Origin of the sequence: Frankia sp. QA3 (genome assembly GCF_000262465.1) — a bacterium.
GTDB lineage: Bacteria > Actinomycetota > Actinomycetes > Frankiales > Frankiaceae > Frankia.
In genome coordinates, this window is the sequence record NZ_CM001489.1 from 4,374,537 (window position 1) to 4,390,143 (window position 15,607).

Below are 15,607 nucleotides of genomic sequence, written 5' to 3' on the forward strand. Positions count from 1 at the left end.
TGCGAGACTGGCGGGCGTGCAGACCCCGTCCTCAGCGCCCACCCCGTCCAGCCCACGCCCCATCCCGGCGGGACCAGCGAAGGACATCGACACGATCACGATGGCTACCCCGATCGTGCGCGTCGACGAGTCGGCGGATCTGCCCGATCGCACGATCGACGTGCTCGTCGTCGGTGGTGGTCCGGCCGGCTGCGCGGCGGCGCTGGCGGCGCTGCGGGAACGCCCCGGAGCCAGCGTCGTCATCGCGGACGCCGCCGCGTTCCCGCGGGACAAGACCTGCGGCGACGGCATCGCCCCGCACGGACTCGACGTGCTGCGCGACCTCGGTGTCACCGACGCCGTCGCCGGCTACCAGCCGGTCGACCGGATGCGGCTGCGCACGCCGGGCGGCGCCGAGGTGGCCACCCCGTCGGCCCGGGCCAGCTACGTGGTGCCCCGGGAGGTCTTCGACGCCCGTCTCGTGGCCGCGGCCCGGGCCCGCGGCGCCCACCTGGTGCGACGCCGGGTACGGACCCTGGAGCTCACCGACCGGCCGCGGCCCGACGGCCGGGGACGCGAACCGGTCGTCGTCGTCAACGGTGCGCTGACGGCCCGGGTCGTCATCGGCGCGGACGGCGCGAACTCGGTCGTGCGACGCGGGCTGGGCCTGGCGGCGAACCCGCCGGAAGCGATGGCGATCGCGGTGCGGGCGTACGCCGACCTCCCCGCCGACGAACGCCCGCCCGAGCAGTTCATCCACATGACCGACGACGGCTGGCCGGCCTACGCGTGGTCGTTCCCGATCGGTGACGGCCGGGCGAACATCGGCTACGGCATGCTGCGCTCCCGTCTGACCGGCGGCGACGACGGGGCGAGCGCGAAGACGGTCCTGCACCGCACCTTGGCCCGGATGCTGCCGCAAACCCCGGCGGATCCGGCCACGCTGCGGGCCCACCATCTGCCGCTGTCGACTCATCGGCCGCGCCAGCCCAACGGTCCGGTACTCCTCGCCGGCGACGCGGCCTCGCTGATCAACCCCCTGACCGGGGAGGGCATCTACTACGCGCTGCTGTCCGGCTCCCTGGCCGGGCAGGCGGCGGTCGGGGTGGCGAGCCCCGCCGGTGCCGGCCGGCGGTACCGGCGCTCGCTCGACGCCGAGCTCGGCCGGCATCTGCGACACACCGCGCTGCTCGCCGGCCTCGTCGGGCGGCGCCGCACGATGATGGACGCCGCGGTGCGGGCCGCTCGCACCCGCACCGAGCTGTACGACACCCTCGTCGAGATCGGGCTGGGCCGGGGCACCATCCCGGCCAGCTCCCTCACCCGGCTCGCCGTACGACGCACCATGGCCGGGCGGCGCTGACCATCGCCGTCCCAACGCGGACCGCGTGCCCCCGCGGGCACCCGCCGATGGTCAAGGTCCCGGGTAGGGCACCGCGGAGGTGAGTGTGATCACCGACGCCCCGAACAGCAACAGGATCACGATGTCGAACACCCGCCCGCGCACGGCGAGCAGCCCGACCCGCCGCGTCGGCAGCGCGAGGCGGGCGAGACCCGCCAGGACCAGCACGACCCCGACCACCAGCATGCCGCGGCGCCACCGGTCCTGGTAGACGAGCACCAACCCGACCGCGACGCCGACCAGCACCGACGCGAACAGCATCTCGCGCCGCAGCCAGCCGACGACCCCCGACCGGCCGGATCCGGACGCACCGACCACCGCAGGCGCGGCGGACCCACCGGACGCATCCGGGCCAGCGGGTACACCGGGCCGAGCGGGCACACCGGGCCGAGCGGGCACACCGGGCCGAGCGGGCACACCGGCCGGCGAGGCCGCGGGTGCCATGGGCGGTTCATGGTCCGCGGATGCGCCGGGTGGCCAGGCGGGTGCGGACGACCCCGTCGGATCCGGCTCGACGGCTCCCGCTGTGCGCCGGGCGGCCGGTCGCCGGTCCACGGCGGGACCCCGGGCCCCGAGACGCGGACGGGTGTCGACCTCACGGGCCGCCCTGCGCTGCTCCTCACCACGGCGCGCCCCGCCGCGAGTGGTGCGGGGGGAGGGCGGAGTGGCCGGCTGCACCGGCGGCGCGGGCCGGTCGTCCCGGCGGCGCAGCTCGCGGTGCCGGTCGGCGTCGCTGCGGCCACTACCGTCCCGCCACCCGGTCGGGTCACGCCGACCGGCTTCGGCGGGGTCAGCGCCAATCGTCTGGTCGGCCTCACCAGGCCAGCCCGCATCACCGGGCCAGCCCGCATCACGCCAGCCCGCATCACGCCAGCCCGCATCGCCCGGACGGCCCGCATCGCCCGGACGGCCGGCACCGGCGGGACGGCCGGCACCGGCGGGACGGCTCCGGGCGTCATACGGGTGATCGTGCCCGGCCGGCTCCCGCTCGGGCCGGGGCGGGTCGGGCCGGCGTGCCGCGTCGGTCACCCCCACCTCCGGCGCCGGTCAGGATCGTTGCGGACAGGCCTGCCGTGCTGGGCGTGGCGTTGTCCCGCCGTCGCCGGCGGTCCCACCCCGCGACAGGACGGTGCAGAGTACTCATCCAACCAGCACGACCGGATCCCCAGGACACACGGTAGGCCGTGCCCCGGCCGTCCACCGCCCCGCCCGCGAATCCGAAGCGTCCAGATCGTCGGAAAGTCACGTGTTACTGACCCTCGACCGGGGATCACGGACCAAAGGCTTGTCCCAGCAAGACGGAGGCGGTCACCAGTGATCCTGCACGATGCCGGCACGGTGGAGCGGGCACCGGCAGGTCAGGGACGAGCGTGGATCGATGGAAGCGAGGTTGGAGAAAAGTGGACGGGCCGAGTCTGCGGATCGAGATCACCGGCGAGGTCTTCCCCCTGCGCACCGAGGTCACCACGGTGGGGCGAGGACCGGGCGTCGACGTGCCACTCGCCGATTCCAGCGTCTCCCGGCTTCACGCCGAGATCGTGCGGCGGGGCCCCTATCTCTACGTCTGGGATCAGGGACTGTCCCGCAACGGCACCCGGGTCAACGGCCAGCCCGTCGGCCGGCGGATCCTCAACGACGGCGACGTCATCCGGTTCGGCGCAGCGGGCGTGCGCGTCCAGGACAGGCGGCCGCTGATCGAGTTCACCATCGAGGCGGGCGGCGGGGCTGCGGCCCGGGATCGGACCGCCGAGCTGCGGGTACCCGACCCACCGGACCTCACCCGCCGGGAGTGGGACGTGCTACGCGCACTGTCCCGACCCGCCGGGGCGCCGGGTGCCTTCGTGATCCCGTCGTCCACCCGCGAGGTGGCCGAGGATCTCGTCGTCACCGAGGGAGCGGTCAAGCAGCACCTGTTGCGGCTCTATCGCAAGTTTGACATCGCGCCGGGACCGAACCGGCGGGGACGGCTGGCGAACGAGGTGATGCGCCTGGGGATCGTGCGCCCGGACGTGGCGGAGCCGATGCAGCACTCCTGACCCCGCGAGCAGCACGTCCCGGGGAGATGGCTGCTATATCACATGCTAGGGGGCAAGTGCACCATCGCCCCATTCGGGCACATCGGGAACACAATGCTCAACACCCCCACCTGTGGGCGTCCTACCCCCTTAGGGCAGACTTCCGGCCGCGGTGCCCACTTGGGAGGGAGTTCGACGTGGCAGACGAATCGCCTCACAGCAAGAAGCTTCAGGAACTGATGTTCAGGGCCTGGGAGACCTTCGGCGACGCCCGACACCTGGACAGCGACGACAGGGTGTTCGTCCAGGCGCTGGCGCGGCAGACGGCCGACCGGATCTCGGTGCTGTACGGCGCGAGTTGGCGCGACGCCCTGGACTGGGTCGCACAGCGCTACGTGCCCAACGGCGACCAGCCGGGCGGGACGGCAGCGGCGAGCGCGCCGACGGCCACCACCGCGAACGGCAGCGCGACCGGACGGCGGGGCTCGGCCGCCGCGGAGGCGAACGCCGCGTCCTGAAGCGGTGGCACCGGGCGGCGCGGCGCGTCGCTGGGCGGCGCCACCGACGAGTCATCGGAGTCGGCCGGCTCACCGGTCGACGGCGTCCGGCTGCCGGGCCGGGAACGACCACCGGGCTGGTCGGCGCCGGGATCTGATGCGCGGCCGTCCGATGCCCCTGTCATCTCGGGGAGCGGGCGGTCCGCAGAGCACGTGACGGGAGCCGCCGCGTCCCCGGACCGCACCGCCGTCCGGTCGCAGCCGGACTCGGTGGGATCGCCGGACCCGACGGCCCCATCACCTCCGCCGGCCGGGCCGGACCCGTGGGAGGCCGCGAGCGCGGGGGTTGAGCCTGCCCGGCCGTCGCCACAAGGCGCCCCGGCCGAATCCGCTCCGGCGAACACGGGGCCGGACCCCGGCCGGCCAGACCCGCCACCACCGCCCGACAGCCCAAATCGGCCGCAACCGCCGCCGCGGGCGGATCCCCCGCGGGAACGGCCCACCGGCGCCCGCGAACCGCCGCCGGCTCCGGCGGCGGACCCGCCGGGTTCCCCGTCCCCGGACCGGCCGGCCATCGAGCCGGAGCATCCACGGCCGGCCCCTGCAACTCGCTGGGCCCCCCGACGGTTCCGCTGAGCCTGCACGCGGACTCCCCCGTCACCCCGACGAGGGACCGGTTGACGAGGGACCGGTTTCAGTGCGCGAAGTGGCGCACCCCGCTGAAGTAGAGCGTCACGCCAGCCTCCCGGGCGGCAGCGATGACAAGTTCGTCGCGCACCGATCCGCCCGGCTCGACCACGGCCCGCACCCCGGCCTCCGCGAGCACCTCGAACCCGTCCGGAAACGGGAAGTAGGCGTCGCTGGCCGCCACCGCACCCTTGGCCCGGTCCGCCGCCCGGGTCACCGCGAGTCGTGCCGCGTCGACCCTGTTGACCTGCCCCATCCCGACGCCCACGGTGGCGCCGTCGTTGGCGAGCAGGATCGCGTTCGACTTGACCGAGCGCACCGCGCGCCAAGCGAAACGCAGATCGGCCAGCAGCGCCTCGTCCGCGGGAGCCCCCGCCTCCAACGTCCACCCAGACGGCTCGTCGCCCGGCTCCTCGACCGCGTCCCGCGACTGCAGCAGCAGGCCTCCGCTGATCTGGCGCAGCTCGATCCCGCGCTGATGCGGCGGCGCGGGGCACTCCAGCAGTCGGATAGACGGCTTGCGGGCGAGAATCTCCACGGCACCAGCCTCGTAGGCCGGCGCCACGACGACCTCGGTGAAAATCTCCGCGATCTGCTCGGCGAGCTCCACCGTGACCGGCCGGTTGGTCGCGATCACTCCGCCGAACGCGGAGACCGGGTCGCAGGCGTGCGCCTTACGGTGTGCCTCGGCAATCGTCGCGCCGATCGCGATGCCACACGGGTTGGCATGCTTGATCACCGCGACCGCGGGCTCGGCGAAATCGTACACCGCGCGGCGGGCGGCGTCGGTATCGGTGTAGTTGTTGTAGGACATCTGCTTGCCATGGAGCTGGCGAGCCGTGGCGAGGCCCGGCTGCCCCTCGCCACCCGACTCGACGTAGAGCGCGGCCCGCTGGTGCGGGTTCTCGCCGTAGCGCAGCACGTCCGAGCGGTGCCACTGCGCGGACAGCACGTCGGGCCAGCCGGTCTCCCGGGCGATCTCGTCGGGGGCGACGACCCCGGCGAACCACGAGGACACGGCCACGTCGTAGGCGGCGGTGTGGGCGAACGCCTTCGCCGCGAGGCGGCGGCGGGCCGGCAGGTCGTAGCCCGACCCGCGGACCGCCTCGGCCAGCTCCGTGTAGTCGTCCGGAGAGACGACCACGCAGACCGAGGCGTGGTTCTTCGCCGCCGCGCGGATCATCGCCGGGCCGCCGATGTCGATCTGCTCGATCGCCTCGTCCTCGCTCGCGCCGGCGGCCACCGTCGCGGCGAACGGGTAGAGGTTGACGACGACCAGATCGAACGGGGCGATGTCGAGTTCGGCCAGCACGGCCGCGTGCTCGGCGTTGCGCAGGTCGGCGAGCAGACCGGCGTGGACGTGCGGGTGCAGGGTCTTCACCCGCCCGCCGAGCACCTCGGGAAAGCCGGTGACGGTGCTGACCGGGGTCACCGCCAGACCATGGCGGGCCAGCACGTCCGCGGTCGACCCGGTGGAGACGACCTCGACGCCCGCCGCCAGGAACGCCTCGGCGAGGACCTCGAGCCCACTCTTGTCGTAGACGCTGACGAGCGCCCGGCGCAGCGGCCGGCGCCCGGTGGGGATCACCTCAGCGGACTCGGATCCCCTGGCGGCGCCGCTCTCGCCCGCCACACCTTCGCCCGATGACGTCATGATTCCTCCTGGACGTGAGCCTCTGCCGGTACCTGAACCTCGGCCGGCGCGCGCAAGCCGGGGGCGCGCCGGTGTCCGGCCGGAACCGCCTGGGCGCTCCCCGACCGCACGATCTCGCCGATCGTCGCGACGAACAGTCCTCGTTCGACGCCCTGGATCCGGGCGCGAAGGGTCTGCTCGGTATCGTCCGGCTCGACCTGCACCGGACGCTGAGCGATGATCGGCCCGGTGTCGACCCCCTCGTCGACCCAGTGCACCGTCACCCCACTCACCTTCACCCCGGCGGCGAGCGCGTCGCGGACCGCGGAAGCGCCTGGGAAGGCGGGCAGCAGCGAGGGATGAGTGTTGATCGTCGGGAACCGGCCGATGACCCGCCGACTGAGGATCTTCATGTAACCCGCCAGGACGAGCAGGTCGGGCTCGAACCCGGCGATCCGCTCGGCGGTGGCCGCGTTGAAGGCCTCCCGGTCGGGATGATCCTCGAGCCGGACGGTGAACACCGCGACGCCACCGGCCCGGGCCCGACGCTCCGCCCCGGTGTCGTGACGATCGGTGCCGACCGCCACGACGGTCGCGCCGAACCCGGGATCCGCGGTCGCGTCGAGGACCGCCTGCAGGGTGGTTCCCGCGCCCGAGGCGAGTACGACGAGGCGAGCAGACACAACACACTCCGTAACCAGAATTGGGCGGCGCGACTGACCCGGGCTGGCCGCCCCCCGAGCGACCAGAGCGCCGGCGAACCCCCGATACCAGCATGGTGGCCGCCACGGCACTCCGATCGCCACCGCACTCCGACAGCCACCGCACTCCGACAGCCACGGCGATCTGACAGCCACGGCGATCTGACAGCCACCGCACTCTGACAGCAACCGACACCGCGCGACGCCCGCGTCCCCGACCGGCGAAGGACGACCCATCCGACTGTACTGACTGGACCACCTTCGCCGCACGGGACAGCATGTGGAGCACTGTCTGCCCGAACCCGGACGTCCCACCCGGGGCCGCAGCGCGCGTGGACACCGATGCGTCACCCGGACCTGAGCCACGCCCAGCGACCGGCGGCGGGCACGGACCCGTGCACGGCCCACGGCCTGCCCGGCCCCGCCGCCCCGCTCACGCTGCCGGGACCCACCCGGTGACAAACTCGGCCAGCCTGGCCTCGATTGCCGTAGCGGACGGGGCGTCGCGTCCCGTCGGGGAGGCGAGCGTCGCGGCCACGGAGAGCAGCCCCGCACAACGGTCGTCGTCGTCCCCGACGGCGCCCGCCTCGCACGAGCAGCCCGCGGCGGACCGGTCGCCGGCCCCGTCCGCACCGGCATCGAGCTCGCCGAAGTCGGGCCCGTCGAGCAGATCACCGGGCCGGCACAGGTACAGCTCGGCCAGCCGGGACAGCACCGTGGCCGAGGGCGCCCGGCCGCCCTTTCCCGGCCAGCTCTCCCAGTACGACCAGGTCTTACCGGTCTTGGCCGGTCCCCGCCCCGGCCACCGCTCGTTCCACCGGCGCGCCGCCTCCTCCTGGGTCCAGCCGTGGGCGAGGCGGAACGCCACCAGCGCGCCGAGCCGATGGCGAGCCTGGAGCCTGCGGGCAATGCGACGGTAGGACCAGCCCAGTGCCCGCAGGTGCCGGGCCTCGGCTCGGATGTGGGCGACCGCGACCGGCACGACGACCTCCGTGAAGGTGATCCAACGCCGGCACCCTAACCCACGCCACGGACATTTTCTGGCGACGATCCAGCCGGCCGGGCCCGTCCGCTCCGGCTCACTGGGGGCGCCGCGACGGCCGCGCCGAGAGCCCGGAGCCGGGCAGCGACATCCGGCGTCGCCAGAATGACGGTTCCGCGTCCTCGGCCAGAAACGGCCGCTCGGCACGCCGGGCCGCAAGATCGATGCCGCCGAGCAGCAGTAGGCCGACGGCGGCGACCTCGCCCCCGGCGAGCAGGCCGCACACCCAGCCGGCGGTCGGCCCATAGTGGCCGTCGGCCCCGCCGACCTGCCCGATCGACGTCTGAATCGCCAGCCCGGCGAGCAGACCGCAGGTCGCGCCCGCGACCAGCACGGTTGCGAGCCGCTCCCGCGACCGGCTCCCGGCGGTAGCCCGGTGGACCATTGCCACGAGCACGACGCCCGCGACGATCGGCACCAGGGCCAGGACGAGCCAGCCGGGCCGCGGCAGCGCGCTCGGCGGCAGCGCCGCCAGAACCGGGAGGTCGGGCAGGTCCGCGGGATGGACCGCATCGACCCGGACCATGCCGGGCCCGGTCCGGAAACCGGGCCCGAGGGCGTAGGCCAGGCCCCACAGCACCAGGTTGGGCACGAGCGCCAGCTGCGTCGCCGCGAGCCCGATCCCGCCGAGCACCCCGACGTCGAGCGCCCGCTCCGCCCCGGCCACCTCGGGCAGCGTGGCAGCGAGCACCAGGGCGACGCCGAAGGCGGCGATGGCGACGAGCGACGCGAACGCACCCGCCCCGCACAGCAGGGAATTTCGCAGCATCACCGGCAGCGCCCGCCAGGCGGTCCGCAGCCGGTGGCGGCCGGCGAGGGCGCCGAGCAGCGCGGCGGGTAGACCGAGCGCGATCGTGCCCAGCGCCGCGGACAGCAGGGTCGGCCGAGCCGGCCCGGAGCGCACGACGAGCGCGACGAGCACGACGAACAGCGTCTGCGCGCCGACGACACCGAGGACGTCGCCAACCACCGCCCGCCAGGGGACGCCGATGGGCGCGCCGCGCCGGCTCCGGTTGTTGGCCCCGTTCACCTCGCCGGCGCCGGGACCGGTGGCGCCGGACGCCCTCGACTCCCGGCCGGTCGGTTCACCGCCGCCGACACCGGCACCACCGCCGACACCGGCTGGCACCCGATCCATCCGGTCCCGGCCGGATCCGTCCCGACCCGGCCGGCCCCAACCCGGCCGGCCCCAACCCGGGGGGCCCCAACTCGAGGGGCCCCGACCTGGGCGGCGGAGCGTGGAGCCGGCTGGCGCGGGGGCGGCTGCTGCCCGCCGGTGCGCGGCGCTGAGCGCCGCAGCCAGGGGGAACAGCGCCAGCCCGAGCGGCCGGAAGGCGATGACCCCGTCCGACAGCCGCAGCGTCGTGCCGTGGGCGACGAGCCACAGGTCGGCGCCGACGCGCAGCGCCGCGGCGGGCCCGGTGGACGAGCCGGTGTCCGCGCCCCACACGACCAGGACGATGAACTCGATGAAGACCAGGCCGGCCGCCGACGCGGCGATCGCCGCCACCGCCGGCCGGCCGACCCGCTGCCACAACCGGTCGAGGAGCTGGCCTGCGGGACCGGGACGGTGGGGGAAGGCGGGCACGATAGGACGCTCGCACGCGGCTGCACGCCATCCCGGACAACACGCCGTCCGGATCCCGGAAATGCCGGGAACATCCCGAACGTCCGCACCGCCCGGCATCGATGGTCACCCCCGCGGCGCCGGCCGCGCCCGAGAGACGTCTCCCGTGCCTTTCCAGCGGCGTCCGTGCCCGGTTCGTCCCGATGGAAAGGCGCGGTGAGGGACAACGGCGGCCGCTCGGCGAAGGGGAGGCCAGGGGCGGCTAACGGTCCGCCGGAGGCTGCTGGCCGTAGGTGCCCGGGGGCTGCGGCTGCTGAGGCTGCGACGGCTGGCCGTAACCTCCCTGTGGCTGGCCATAGGGCGGCTGGCCGTAGCCCGCGGGCGGCTGGCCGTAGCCCGCGGGGGGCTGGCCGTAGCCCGCGGGGGGCTGGCCATAGCCGCCCTGCTGCTGGCCGTAGCCGCCGCCGGTGGGCGGCGTGCCGTAGCCGCCCGGCTGCGGCTGGCCGTAGCCACCCTGGGGAGGCTGTCCATAGCCGGCGGGCGGCTGGCCGTAGCCGGGCTGGGGCTGGCCGTAGCCGGGCTGGCCGTAGCCGCCGGTCGGGGCGCCGTAGCCGGGGGTCGGCTGCTGGCCGTAGGGCTGACCGTACGGAGGCTGGCCAGGCGGAGGCGGCCAGCCGCCGGGCGCGCCCGGACCACCCGCTCGACCGCGGCCGGGGATGGTCGCACCGTTCGCCAACGCGGCCAGGACACCGAAGACCGTCTGGGCGATGGCGGCGACGAGCGCGAGATAGAAGCCGACGCTCGGCCCGGCGTCCAGACCGCTCGGCACGTCGGGGAACCTGATCCACCGGATGAGCAGAAGCAGGGTGGCGAACGCCGAGACGCCCGGCAGGATCCACAGGGCGGACACCGGACCGACGTCCGGGATGCGGAGATTCGCGAACAGGCGCGCGGCGAGCAGACCGGCCACCGCGAGGACCAGCAACACCGGGAACCAGGAGTTGAACCCGAGCCCCCAGCCGTTCTCATGCGCCTTCGTGCCGCGGCCGAAGAACGAGTAGCTCACCGAATACCACGGCAGGAAGCTCACGATGAACATGAGCAGCCCGGGGGCGATCACCCCGATGTCGTTGGTCGCGACGCTACGACCGCCGATCTGTGCCACGACGGGAACCCCACTTCGTCAGGTCGGTCGGCACGGCGACGCCAGTTCGCCTACGCACCGATGCAGGAGTCTTGCAGTCGTGGGGAGATGAGGGAAGGCATCCGCGTCCCTCATTCCCGACAACCCGCGACCCCTGGACCGTCTGGATGACGAGCCACCGCGGGGCGCGGGGGCTCATCATCTAAACAGGTCTACAACGACCGCATGATGTCAGCCATCAGACGGGCCGTCTCGGACGGGGTCTTGCCCACCCGAACGCCGGCCTTCTCGAGGGCCTCCTTCTTGGCCTGCGCGGTTCCGGACGAACCAGACACGATGGCGCCCGCGTGGCCCATCGTCTTGCCCTCCGGGGCGGTGAAGCCGGCGACGTAGCCGACGACCGGCTTCGTCACGTGCGCCTCGATGTGGGCCGCGGCCCGCTCCTCCGCGTCGCCGCCGATCTCACCGATCATCACGATCGCGTCGGTGTTCGGGTCGGCCTGGAAGGCGTCGAGGGCGTCGATGTGGGTGGTGCCGATGACCGGGTCGCCACCGATGCCGACGCAGGTGGAGAAGCCGAACTCGCGCAGCTCGTACATCATCTGGTAGGTCAGCGTGCCGCTCTTGCTGACCAGGCCGATGCGACCACCCGGGGTGATGTCCGCCGGGATGATGCCGGCATTGGACAGGCCGGGGCTGGCGATGCCCGGGCAGTTCGGCCCGATGATCCGGGTGGTGCCCTTGGACTGGCCGTACGCCCAGAACTCGGTCGTGTCGTGGACCGGCACGCCCTCGGTGATGACCACCGCGAGCGGGATGGCCGCGTCGATCGCCTCGATCGCCGCGTCCTTGGTGAACTTCGGCGGAACGAAGATCACCGATACGTTCGCGCCGGCCTGCTCGATCGCGTCGGCGACGGAGCCGAACACCGGCACGCCCTCGACCTGCTGGCCGACCTTGCGCGGGTTCACCCCGGCCACGACGTTCGTGCCCGCGGCGAGCATCCGCTTGGTGTGCTTGGTGCCCTCGGAGCCGGTGATGCCCTGCACCACGATCCGGCTGTTCTCGTCAAGCCAGATAGCCATCGGTTCGCAATCCCTTCGCCCTGGTCAGGCCGCGGCCGCGGCGAGCTCGGCGGCGAGCTTCGCCGCGCCGTCCATCGTGTCGACCGGCTTGACCACCGGGAGGTTCGCCTCCGCGAGGATGCGGCGGCCCTCCTCGGCGTTGTTGCCGTCGAGGCGCACCACCAGCGGGGTGGTGACGTCACCGACGATCTTCAGCGCCTGCACGATGCCGTTGGCCACGGCGTCGCACGAGGTGATGCCGCCGAAGATGTTGACGAAGACGCTCTTGACCGACGGGTCGCCGAGGATGATCGACAGACCGTTCGCCATCACCTCGGCGGACGCGCCGCCGCCGATGTCGAGGAAGTTCGCCGGGCGCTTGCCGCCGAACTCCTCGCCGGCGTAGGTCACCACGTCCAGCGTCGACATGACCAGGCCGGCACCGTTTCCGATGATCCCGACCTCGCCCTCGAGCTTGACGTAGTTGAGGCCCTTCTCCTTGGCCTTCTGCTCCAGCGGGTCCACCGCGGAGACGTCGACGAACGCGGCGTTCTCCGGGTGCCGGAAGTCGGCGTTCTCGTCCAGGCTGACCTTGCCGTCGAGCGCGACGACGCGGCCGTCAGCGGTGAGGATGAGCGGGTTGACCTCGACCAGGGTGGCGTCCGACTCCACGAAGACGGTCCACAGCTTGGCCAGCAGCTCGGCCGCGCCGTCCAGCGCCGCCTCGGGCAGCTTCGCGGCGACCGCGATCTCGCGCGCCTTCGCGGCGTCGACGCCGGTCAGCGGGTCGATCGCGATGCGGGCCAGCGCGTCGGGGTTGGTCGCGGCCACCTCCTCGATCTCCATGCCGCCCTCGCGGGAGGCCATGGCGAGGAAGGTCCGGTTCGCCCGGTCCAGCAGGAAGGAGGCGTAGTACTCCTCCGCGATGTTGCTGGCCTCCTCGACGAGCACCGAGTGGACCGTGTGGCCCTTGATGTCCATCCCGAGGATCGCCGTCGCCTTCGCGAAGGCGTCATCCGGCCCGTCGGCCACCTTGACACCGCCGGCCTTGCCTCGGCCTCCGGCCTTGACCTGCGCCTTGACGACCACCTTGCCACCGAGTTCGGTGGCGATCGCGCGCGCCTCCTCAGGGGTGGTCGCCGTCTTCCCGGTGGGCACCGGAACGCCATGTTCGGCGAACAGCTTCTTCGCCTGGTATTCGAAGAGATCCACGGTCCGTCCAGTCGGATGCGGTCGTACGGGTTGGGTTACGTAGGGGGGCACAGAACGCCTGCGAGCCTACTGACGAGGCGGTTACGGCGCGCGTCACGCGAAGTGCCGCCGCGCGCGGTCGGCGGCGGCGGCGGGCGGGCCGGTCGGGGGCCGCCGATGGTGCCATCGCCCGGGTTCGAACGGCCGGGTGCCCACGTCAGGCCCATCGATACAGGACAAATGAGGTGCACATCGCGCCCCGCGAGGCCCCGGCACGCGGCGCCCGGGCGGATCACGCGTACGAGAAAGGACGCTGAGCGTGACCACCGCGCGCGGCACCGCGATCTCCCGTGTCCGAGGTCACGGAGTTGACCGCCGGATATATGTCAGAAATCACACGGGAACAACACCGATCGTGGTCGGCCTTCCGGCTGCTCCGACCGGTCGAGGCGGCATTCACCGCAGCGCGAGAACGATCAGCAGGCTGGCGACGGTCAGCCCGATTCCGGTCCAGCCCAGCGCGATCCCGACGGCCGCGAGCCGCCGCCCCCGCTGGTTGTGACGGCGGATCTGTGCCTGGGCGACCGAGCCGACCACGATCGCGGCGACGCTGCCGAGCCCGAAAAACCAGCTCAATGCCAGGACAACCGACAGCAACGCCCGACCGTTGAGACCATGCTGCACCGGGGTGGTGGGTGGGAACCGGCGAGTGCCCCAACCGTCTCCACCCAACGTGACGGGAAGGCCGCGCCCACGGTCGGCCGGCGCCGTGATGGCACCGCCCAGCGCTGCCGCGGCCGGTCGAGCCGCGGCCGGTCGGGCCGGGGCCGGCCGTCGCGGGGGCGGAGCCGGGCTCGCGGGCGGAAGCGGGCGGCCGGACCCCGCCGCGGCGCTCGCGCCACCGAGGCCGGCGGCCGGCGCCGGCGGGCCGGGCCGTGGCAGGCCGGCCGAGGCCGGCCTGATCCACACCTGGAACTCCGACGGGTCCGGCGGGCGCGCCGGCGGGGTCGGGTCCGGCGGCCGGATGGTCTCCTCCGCCCCGCCCTCCCGCGACTGCGGACGGTTCTCGCGCGACGCGGGCCACGCCCCCCGCTCCTGCGCCCGGCTCTCGCGCCGGCCAGGATCGTCCGGGCGCGACCCGGGCCGGATCTCACCCGGCACGGGCCGCGACGGGTGTGCCTCGGGCCGATTCTCCCCCGCCGCGGATCGGTCGGGTCGCGGCTCGCGCCGGGGCCGGACGGGCGCCCGCGAGTCCGGTTCGTCGATGTCATAGGTCCAGGGCGAGACGACCGACTGGGATTGGGCGGGCGTCGAGGGTCGGGGGGAACCCTTTCCAGCCGGGCTCGGCGTGGACGGCGACGCGGACTGCGACGGCGACGGCGACGGCGACGGCGACGGTGGCAGCGGCAACGGTGGCAGCGGGGTCAGCCGGAAGGGAGGAGGCGGCGGTGGCGGTGGGATCGTCGGCGGCGGCGACACGGCGGGCCGGAACGCGGACGCGGGCGGCGGCGGGCCGACCGGCCAGGGGCCGGAGGCGGGTGGCGGCCCCTGGACGGCCGGCGACCAGCCGCCCGCGGCGGGCGCGCGACCGTCGCCCGAAACGGCGGAGTCGGACCACCCGTCCCCATCGGGGCCGTCGGCGGCACGCTCGCGGCTCACGCCGGCCCACTCTCCGGCGGGCAGGACGGTGAGGCCCTCGCTCGTCGCCCGGGCGGTGCCGGTCCAGGTGCGTTCGAGGAAGTCACCGGCGACGGCATCGGCCTCGGTCACCCCCTGGACCTCCCGGCCGACCAGCGAGGCGAGCAGGGCGGAGGCGGTCGGCCGCTGCCGGGGGATCTTGGACAGGGCCCCGGCCACCGACGTGAGCAGGTAGGCGGGCAGTGCGTCCAGGTCCGGAGTGTCCCGTTGCACGCGGGCGGCGAGCTTGTCGGGCGTCTCGGCATGGAAGGGATGGCGGCCGGTCGCCGCGTACGTCACGCAGCTGGCCCAGGCGAAGATGTCCGCCGAGGAGTCCGACGCATCCCCGCGCATCTGCTCGGGTGACATCCACGCCAGGGTCCCGATCACGTGCCCGGTGCGGGTCAGCGTGCTGCTGTCGCTGATGTGGGCGACGCCGAAATCGATCACCTTCGGCCCGTCCCACGCCAGCAGGATGTTCGACGGCTTCAGATCGCGGTGCACGACGCCCGCGGCATGGATGGCGACCAGCGCGTCGGCCAGCCCGACCGCGAGGCCGCGGACGAGATGGTTCTCCAGCCGGCCGCGGGCCCGGACCGCCTCGGCCAGGCTGATGCCTTCGACATACTCGGTGACCATCCACGGCGCCGGGGCGTCGGTGTCGGCGTCGAGCACGGCGGCGACCGCATTGCCCCGCACGCGCAGCGCCGCATGCACCTCGCGCTCGAACCTGCTGCGGAACTCGGCATCCTCGGCGAGCTCCTCGGCGGCCACCTTCACCGCGACCGCGTGTTGTTCCGGGGTGAAGCCGAGATAGACGGTTCCCATGCCCCCGGCCCCGATCCGGTTCTGCAGGCGGTACGGGCCGATCTGGCGGGGGTCGTCCTCCAGCAGCGGTGTGAGCATCGCTCTCCTCACTCCACTGATCTCGCGGGTGTGGTGCGGGCACCCACCCACTCAGGGGGCTGTGAACGAAAGGGTATGTCGCTGACTGCCGTGAAGCAGACT

12 protein-coding genes are annotated in these 15,607 nt (G+C 73.7%); 3 read left to right on the forward strand and 9 right to left on the reverse strand.

Annotation, left to right across the window (positions count from 1 at the left end; genetic code table 11):
• The first annotated feature begins 100 nt into the window (after positions 1 to 100).
• Positions 101 to 1,342, forward strand: coding sequence for an NAD(P)/FAD-dependent oxidoreductase (locus FRAQA3DRAFT_RS17860; RefSeq protein WP_232291651.1), 1,242 nt, complete (start codon positions 101 to 103; stop codon positions 1,340 to 1,342).
• Between the two features lie 51 nt (positions 1,343 to 1,393).
• Here FRAQA3DRAFT_RS17860 and FRAQA3DRAFT_RS17865 read toward each other — a convergent pair whose 3' ends face one another.
• The gene (locus FRAQA3DRAFT_RS17865; protein WP_009740447.1) at positions 1,394 to 1,699 is read right to left on the reverse strand and encodes a DUF3017 domain-containing protein; all 306 of its coding nucleotides are present in this window, start codon (positions 1,697 to 1,699) and stop codon (positions 1,394 to 1,396) included.
• A gap of 1,082 nt (positions 1,700 to 2,781) precedes the next feature.
• Between FRAQA3DRAFT_RS17865 and FRAQA3DRAFT_RS17870 the strand changes: the two genes are divergently transcribed.
• Positions 2,782 to 3,417: an FHA domain-containing protein gene (locus FRAQA3DRAFT_RS17870; RefSeq protein WP_009740449.1), complete on the forward strand. Its 636-nt coding sequence runs from the start codon at positions 2,782 to 2,784 to the stop codon at positions 3,415 to 3,417.
• A 176-nt stretch (positions 3,418 to 3,593) separates the two neighbouring features.
• Complete coding sequence (locus tag FRAQA3DRAFT_RS17875) at positions 3,594 to 3,914, forward strand: hypothetical protein (RefSeq protein WP_009740450.1); 321 nt, start codon at positions 3,594 to 3,596, stop codon at positions 3,912 to 3,914.
• Positions 3,915 to 4,587: 673 nt separating this feature from the next.
• Here FRAQA3DRAFT_RS17875 and purH read toward each other — a convergent pair.
• The 8 genes from purH to FRAQA3DRAFT_RS17915 all read right to left on the reverse strand — a co-directional run bounded on the left by purH (position 4,588) and on the right by FRAQA3DRAFT_RS17915 (position 15,505).
• A complete protein-coding gene (gene purH / locus FRAQA3DRAFT_RS17880; RefSeq protein ID WP_009740451.1) occupies positions 4,588 to 6,234 on the reverse strand; it encodes a bifunctional phosphoribosylaminoimidazolecarboxamide formyltransferase/IMP cyclohydrolase in 1,647 nt (548 codons plus the stop codon).
• Complete coding sequence (gene purN, locus FRAQA3DRAFT_RS17885) at positions 6,231 to 6,896, reverse strand: phosphoribosylglycinamide formyltransferase (RefSeq protein WP_009740452.1); 666 nt, start codon at positions 6,894 to 6,896, stop codon at positions 6,231 to 6,233. Before purN ends, purH begins: the two co-directional genes overlap by 4 nt.
• A 451-nt stretch (positions 6,897 to 7,347) precedes the next feature.
• Complete coding sequence (locus tag FRAQA3DRAFT_RS17890) at positions 7,348 to 7,896, reverse strand: helix-turn-helix domain-containing protein (protein WP_035921106.1); 549 nt, start codon at positions 7,894 to 7,896, stop codon at positions 7,348 to 7,350.
• Between the two features lie 97 nt (positions 7,897 to 7,993).
• Entirely contained in the window at positions 7,994 to 9,544 is a 1,551-nt protein-coding gene (locus tag FRAQA3DRAFT_RS17895; protein ID WP_009740454.1) for a DUF6350 family protein, read from the reverse strand.
• Between the two features lie 241 nt (positions 9,545 to 9,785).
• Positions 9,786 to 10,688 carry a hypothetical protein gene (locus tag FRAQA3DRAFT_RS17900; protein WP_009740455.1) on the reverse strand — a complete coding sequence of 301 codons (903 nt, stop codon included), beginning with the start codon at positions 10,686 to 10,688 and terminating at the stop codon, positions 9,786 to 9,788.
• Positions 10,689 to 10,879: 191 nt separating this feature from the next.
• Entirely contained in the window at positions 10,880 to 11,752 is an 873-nt protein-coding gene (gene sucD / locus FRAQA3DRAFT_RS17905) for a succinate--CoA ligase subunit alpha (protein WP_009740456.1), read from the reverse strand.
• Between the two features lie 24 nt (positions 11,753 to 11,776).
• On the reverse strand, positions 11,777 to 12,943 hold the full coding sequence (gene sucC, locus FRAQA3DRAFT_RS17910) for an ADP-forming succinate--CoA ligase subunit beta (protein ID WP_009740457.1): 1,167 nt from the start codon (positions 12,941 to 12,943) through the stop codon (positions 11,777 to 11,779).
• A gap of 435 nt (positions 12,944 to 13,378) precedes the next feature.
• The gene (locus tag FRAQA3DRAFT_RS17915; protein WP_009740458.1) at positions 13,379 to 15,505 is read right to left on the reverse strand and encodes a protein kinase; all 2,127 of its coding nucleotides are present in this window, start codon (positions 15,503 to 15,505) and stop codon (positions 13,379 to 13,381) included.
• Positions 15,506 to 15,607 lie beyond the last annotated feature (102 nt).

Bases quoted from the DNA above. Each gene is read 5' to 3' on its own strand.
- FRAQA3DRAFT_RS17860 (WP_232291651.1), top strand. From the start codon at position 101: ATGGCTACCCCGATCGTGCGCGTCGACGAGTCGGCGGATCTGCCCGAT.
- FRAQA3DRAFT_RS17915 (WP_009740458.1), bottom strand. From the start codon at position 15,505: ATGCTCACACCGCTGCTGGAGGACGACCCCCGCCAGATCGGCCCGTAC.
- purH (WP_009740451.1), bottom strand. From the start codon at position 6,234: ATGACGTCATCGGGCGAAGGTGTGGCGGGCGAGAGCGGCGCCGCCAGG.
- sucD (WP_009740456.1), bottom strand. From the start codon at position 11,752: ATGGCTATCTGGCTTGACGAGAACAGCCGGATCGTGGTGCAGGGCATC.